We start from the raw sequence: 6,000 nt of genomic DNA, 5'->3' as shown, positions 1-6,000 counted from the left end.
GCCAGGGCACGGGTTCGCCGGAGCGCGGTGCCGGCACCGGAGACCGGCGGTTGCCGGCCACCGCGTCCCAGGCCAGGGCGAGCAGGACACCGAGCGCGGCGGTGGTGACCAGCGTCAGCCGCGTCGGCATCATCATCTCGACCAGCGGTACGTCCTCCGAGATGTACGACCACGGGCCGGCGATGCCGGTGAGTTCGCCGTTGAACCGGATCTCCGGTCCGAGCGAGGCCACCGAGAAGAGCACCACCAGCACGGCGATGATCCGGGCCACCAGCGACCGGCGCACCAGCAGCGCCAGCGCCACCACCGTGAACAGCACCATCGGCCAGCCGAACCAGGTGTTCTGCTCGGTCATCCCGATGGTTGCCTCCACCGCCTCGTTGCCGGCGATGGTGTCGCGCGGGAAGGTGACGAAGGCGACGATGTCCTCGCCCCAACTGTGGAACACCCCGCCCTGCAGGCCCCGGTAGGACTGCGGGCCGTTGAACTGGTACCAGATCGGGTAGGCGGTGAGCAGCAGGGCGACGCCACCACCGAAGCCCAGCCCGGCACCGAACGTACCGGCGCGGGCCCGCGCCGTACGCGGGCGCATGATCGCGTAGGCGATCACGACGACCAGGCAGGCCAGCGCCGTGAGCAGCAGCATCTCCTCGTTGATGAAGATCTGGTACGCCACCAGCAGGCCCAGCACCAGCCCGTTGCGCCGCCACCGGCCGGGCTCGGTCAGCCGGAACACCCGCACCACGATCAGCGGCAGCAGGAAGTTGGAGACGAAGTTCGGTTGGCCGTTGGCGTGGTGCACGATGCCGGGGGCGAAGCCGAGGAACGCGCCGCCGACGAAGGCGGCGGCCCGGGAGCGCACCAGGTGCCGGGAGAGCATCCAGTACGAGGTGGCGGCGGTGGCCGCCAGCGCACCGCCCAGGTAGAGCGCGTACACCACCTGCGGGCCGAGCAGCCAGGTGAGCGGGGCCAGCGGCAGGGTCACCCCGAGCAGCGAGGTGTTGGCCATCATGTTCACCCCGTCGGGGGCGTTCTGCCTGGTGCTGAAGAGCGGGTTCTCCAGGTGCATCACCGAGTACGCACCGTGCGAGAACAACCACTCGAACCAACTGTGGTCGGTGGGCAGATGTGACGAGACGCGGTTCTGCACGTCCACCCAGTAGTAGAGGCAGACGAGGACACCGAGCAGCACGTAGGCTCCGATGGCCAACACGTCGACGCGCGTCGGCCCGCGTCGGCGAGGTCGTGTCGCTGACTCCGCCTCGACGGTCTCGGGGGCAGGGTTCAACGAGGAATCAATCACCGGCACAGCCACGACGGGCCATCGTACAGGCGGTCGCCGGGGCCGCCGACGGCCGTGAGGGCCGCGTCGGCGCGCCGGAGGAAGGACGACCGTGACGGTGATCGACCTCGGTGACCTCACCGAGCCGACCTACCAGCCGCCGAGACGCCGCCGGATCGTCGCCGGTTCGCGCCGCTGGGGGGCCGCGTTGCTCGCGGTGGTCGTGCTGGTGTCGATGGCCGGAGCCGCGCCGCCGACCCCCCGGGTGTACGCGACGGTGCCGGTGCCACTCGGTGCCAACCTGCTCCTCGCGGCGGACCAGATCTTCGCCGTCATCCCGGGCACCGAGGTCACCGACGGCCACCCCGAACTGCTCGCCTTCCCCTATCCCGAGAAGGCTACCGGTGCGCCGCCGACGCTCACGCCGTCCTGGCGGACCCGACTGGCGTACGGCCATCGGGTCTTCCGGGCGCAGCCCGTCGCCGGCGGCGGGGTGCTGGTCTCGATGTCCGCCGAGGAGACCGAGAGCAGCCAGAGCGTGCTGCTCGACGCGCGTACCGGTCAGGAACGCTGGCGCGAGCCGGGCGTGGCGATGTTCGACGACCCCCGCCGCGCACTGCTGCGGACCCATCGCGAGAGCGCGCCGAACACGCTACGGATGATCGAGCTGCCGAGCGCCCGTGAGCTGTGGTCCATTCCGCTCTCCGCGTCCACCGTCGACTACCGGCTGCGCGACGGTGTGGTCGACGCGATCGTGGTCTCCACACTCGACGGCGGCGTCGAGGTGCGTGACCCGGAGACCGGGGAGGTCCGGCACCGCCTGCCGCCGCCCGCCGACGACCCGGCCGGTTACCAGTCGGCGTGGGTGGTCGGCGACCTGGTGGCGGTGGTCCGCAACTCGAACACCGTCGCCGCCTACGCGGTCGACGGGCTGGTCCCGCTCTGGCAGACCACCGTGCCGACGATCTATCACGTCACTGCCTGCGCCGCACTGCTCTGCGCCTTTCCGGCCAGCGGCGGGGTGCAGGTCCTCGACCCGGCCACCGGCGCCGCCGGGTGGGACAACCGGAACATCGCCGACCTCCTGCTGGTGGGGGCGCGGCGTGCGCTGGTCCTGTCCGGGTGGGCCGAGGGGACGATGGAGCTGGCTACCTTCGACATGACGACCGGGGCGCTGCTCGTCGACCACGGTTCGTGGGAGCAGGTCCAGCGTTACGAGTACGCGCCGCAACTGCTCGCCGTGCGACCGGTGCCCGACGTCGGTGTGGTGCTGGCCCGACTACACCCCGACGAGGACCGGGCCCGGCCGATCGACGTGCTGGTCGGGGCGCGGGGCGAATGCCAGGCCCGCCACGACCTCGTCGCCTGCCGCCGGCAGGACGGCGACTTCGGCGTCTGGCGACTTCCGGGGTGACACCGCTCGGCGCGGCACATCGACTTGGCGGCCGGCGCTAGGTTGTCGGGTGGTCACCGGCGGAAAAGGGGCGTGACATGCGGGTACTGGTGGTCGAGGACGAGCGCAACCTCGCTGACGCGATCGCGCGCGGCCTACGCAAACGCGGCATGGCGGTGGATGTCGCGTACGACGGCGACAGCGGACACGAAATGGCCTTCGTCACCCGGTACGACGTGGTGGTGCTCGACCGTGACCTGCCCGGCATGCACGGTGACCAGATCTGCGCCGAGCTGGCCGCGTCCGGCGCGCTGACCCGGGTGCTGATGCTCACCGCCAGCGGCACGGTCGCCGACCGGGTCGAGGGCCTGCAACTCGGCGCCGACGACTACTTGCCCAAGCCGTTCGCCTTCGACGAACTGGTGGCCCGGGTGCTGGCGTTGGGCCGGCGGGCCACCCCGGCGGCACCGCCGGTGCTGGAACTGGCCGACCTGGTCGTCGACCCGGCGCGGCGGGTCGCCACCCGGGCCGGGCAGCCGGTGGAGCTGACCAACAAGGAGTTCGGGGTGCTCTGCGAGCTGCTCAGGGCCCGTGGCGCGGTGGTCTCCAGCGAGGAACTGCTGGAACGGGTGTGGGACGCCAACACCGACCCGTTCACCACCATCGTCCGGGTCACCGTGATGACCCTGCGCCGCAAGCTCGGCGACCCGTCGCTGATCGAGACCGTGGTGGGGGCCGGCTACCGCACCGCCGAGGGGTCGGCGTGACGCCCGCCTTGGGGCTCGGGCCGGTCACGCGGCTGCGGCTGCGGCCCACCCTGCGGCTGCGGCTGACCCTGCTCAACGGCGTCCTGCTGATCGGCGCCGGGGCGATCCTGCTGCTGCTGGCCTGGCTGCTGGTGCGCGACGCGCTGCGCCCCACCGACGAGCTGCTGCCCGGCACCACCGTGGTGCTGGCCGACGGCAGCACCCTGGAAGCCGGGGCGTGGCAGCGGCAACTGGTCAGCGCGGCCTCCGGCGAGCTGCTGGCGAAGGGGCTGGCCGCGCTGCTGGCGGTCGGGGCGGTCGGCGTGGTCGGGGCGTACGCGGTGGCGGGGCGGGCGCTGCGGCCACTGCACCAGGTCACCGCCACCGCGCGGCGGCTCGGCGAGACCACGCTGCACCAGCGGATCGGCTACTCCGGGGCGGACGACGAGGTGGCCGAGCTGGCCGACACCTTCGACGCGATGCTGGACCGGATAGGTGCCGCCTTCGAGTCGCAGAAGAGGTTCGTCGCCAACGCCTCGCACGAGTTACGGACACCGCTGGCGGTGATGCGTACCGAGATCGACGTGACGCTCAGCGACGACGACGCGGACGCGGCCGAGTACCGCCGGATGGCGACCGTGGTGCGCGACGCCTCCGAACGCGCCAACGGGCTGGTCGACGCCCTGTTGGTGCTGGCCCGCAGCGAGGCGCAGACGGGCCGACGGCTCGCCCGGCGTACCGAGTGCGACCTGGCCGCCGGCACGCTCAACGCGCTCTCCGCGGTGCGCCGGGAGGTGGAACGGATCAAGCTGGACGTGCGGACCTCGCTCCAGCCGGCACCGGTGGTCGGCGACCCCGGGCTGCTGGACCGGTTGGCCGGCAACCTGATCGAGAACGCGGTCCGCTACAACCACCTGCACGGGCGGCTCTGGGTGCGGACCGGCTCCGACGGTCAGCGATCGTGGCTGGTGGTGGGCAACACCGGATTCGAGGTCGACCCGGCCGACGTACCGGGGCTGTTCGAGCCGTTCCGGCGTGGCGGCCGGGAGCGGACCGGCGCCCGTGGGTCGGGCCTCGGCCTCTCCATCGTCCGGGCGGTCTGTGACGCGCACGGCGGCACGGTGGCGGCGGTGGCGCAGCCCGGGGGCGGCCTGGAGGTGACGGTGAACCTGCCGGCGGCCGACTCCGCGCCGACCGTGGAGCAGGGCACGCGCTGACCCGAGGCACGAATAATCGCTTGATCCCGATGAGAGGTTGGGGTCATGGCTTCCCGAGTACGTTGGATCGACGTCGACTGTGCCGACCCGTACACCATGGCGACCTTCTGGGCCGAGGTCACCGGGCTGCGGCCCGACCCGGACGACCGGCCGGGGGACGAGGAGTGCGCCCTGTTGTCCGGCCCGGACCTGGCCGGCGGTGGCATGCTCTTCCAGCGGATCCCCGAGGGCAAGACCGCCAAGAACCGCATCCACCTGGACCTCCAACCGACCGACCGGACCCGGGACGAGGAGGTGGAACGCCTGATCGGCCTGGGTGCCACACGGGTCGCCGACCGCCGCCGGCCGGACGGCACCGGCTGGGTGGTGCTGGCCGACCCGGAGGGCAACGAGTTCTGCGTGGAACGCAGCGCCGCGGAGCACTCCCCGACGGAGGGCTGACTCCTCACCGGGCCGGCGCGGGCGGGGATCCACCCCGCCCGGCCGTCGGCGCGTACGTCAGGACCGTTGTTCGACCTGGCCCCGGATGGTGAGGAACTCGGACGCGGCGTCGTTGCGGGAGGAGAAGAACATGACGATCATGCCGACGCTGCCCCGGTCGGCCCAGACGCAGATGCCCAGCGCCACGTCGGCCCGGCCGTCGCCGCAGCGGGCCTCGCCACCGAGCGGGCCCGGCTCGACCGCCGTCATGTTGCTGACCGTCAGCTCGGTCGAGATGGCCTGGACCGCCTCGTCGAGCTCCTTCTTCGGGTCGGACATCAACCCGGAGACGGCCACGATCATCACGAGGTTCTCCTGCGACGGATTGCCGTAGAAGGCGCCGACCGCACTCGTCTCGTTCTGGATCGAGGACTTCAGTTGCCGGACCATCGACTCGGAGAGCTGCTGCAACTCCGGCTCGGTGACCTTCGGGCGGCCGGCCAGCGTCTCCGGCGCCACCACCCGGGTCCGGGTGGCGTCGACCGCCTCGCCGACGGTGTCCCGGACCACGAACCAGACGACCGCGCCACCGCCCACGCAGAGCACCATGAGCACGGCGAGGACGATCAGCACGATCTTCCCGGTGTGGGACTTCTTCGGCGGTGGGGGCGGCGGGAAGGCGCCGTACGACTGGCCGGGCGCGGGGTACCCGCCGGCCTGCGGAGGCGGGGGATAGCCGGCACCCGACTGTGGCGGATTGCCCGCACCCGGCGGTGGTGGGTAGCCACCGGCCTGCGGGTACGCCCCGGCCGGCGGGTAGCCGCCGCCCTGCGGGTGCGGGCCGCCGCCGGGCGGATAGTGGTGCTGGTCCGGGTGGGACATGCGGTCAGCTCCTGGTGAAGGGTGGAACCGGAAGGGTAGCCAGCGACCGCACGCGCCGCT

6 protein-coding genes are annotated in these 6,000 nt (G+C 72.2%); 4 read left to right on the top strand and 2 right to left on the bottom strand.

Annotated features, from left to right (window positions below; translation table 11 throughout):
* A partial coding sequence (locus tag EYA84_RS05730; RefSeq protein ID WP_131051960.1) for a hypothetical protein occupies positions 1 to 1,315 on the bottom strand: 1,315 nt, incomplete at its 3' end.
* Positions 1,316 to 1,394: 79 nt separating this feature from the next.
* Here EYA84_RS05730 and EYA84_RS05725 point away from each other — a divergent pair.
* From EYA84_RS05725 to EYA84_RS05710, 4 genes are all read left to right on the top strand, one after another.
* The gene (locus EYA84_RS05725) at positions 1,395 to 2,696 is read left to right on the top strand and encodes a PQQ-binding-like beta-propeller repeat protein (RefSeq protein WP_131051959.1); all 1,302 of its coding nucleotides are present in this window, start codon (positions 1,395 to 1,397) and stop codon (positions 2,694 to 2,696) included.
* A 77-nt stretch (positions 2,697 to 2,773) separates the two neighbouring features.
* Positions 2,774 to 3,442 (top strand): response regulator transcription factor, encoded by a 669-nt coding sequence (locus EYA84_RS05720; RefSeq protein ID WP_131051958.1) that lies wholly within the window; start codon positions 2,774 to 2,776, stop codon positions 3,440 to 3,442.
* The gene (locus EYA84_RS05715; RefSeq protein WP_236145613.1) at positions 3,439 to 4,638 is read left to right on the top strand and encodes a cell wall metabolism sensor histidine kinase WalK; all 1,200 of its coding nucleotides are present in this window, start codon (positions 3,439 to 3,441) and stop codon (positions 4,636 to 4,638) included. Before EYA84_RS05720 ends, EYA84_RS05715 begins: the two co-directional genes overlap by 4 nt.
* Before the next feature lie 45 nt (positions 4,639 to 4,683).
* A complete protein-coding gene (locus tag EYA84_RS05710) occupies positions 4,684 to 5,079 on the top strand; it encodes a VOC family protein (protein ID WP_131051957.1) in 396 nt (131 codons plus the stop codon).
* Positions 5,080 to 5,136: 57 nt separating this feature from the next.
* Here the strand turns inward: EYA84_RS05710 and EYA84_RS05705 are convergent, their stop codons facing one another.
* On the bottom strand, positions 5,137 to 5,940 hold the full coding sequence (locus EYA84_RS05705) for a hypothetical protein (RefSeq protein ID WP_131051956.1): 804 nt from the start codon (positions 5,938 to 5,940) through the stop codon (positions 5,137 to 5,139).
* Positions 5,941 to 6,000 lie beyond the last annotated feature (60 nt).

Source organism: Verrucosispora sp. SN26_14.1 (genome assembly GCF_004307965.1).
GTDB lineage: Bacteria > Actinomycetota > Actinomycetes > Mycobacteriales > Micromonosporaceae > Micromonospora.
Note: the sequence above shows the minus strand (reverse complement) of the source record. Positions and strands in the feature narration are given on the sequence as shown.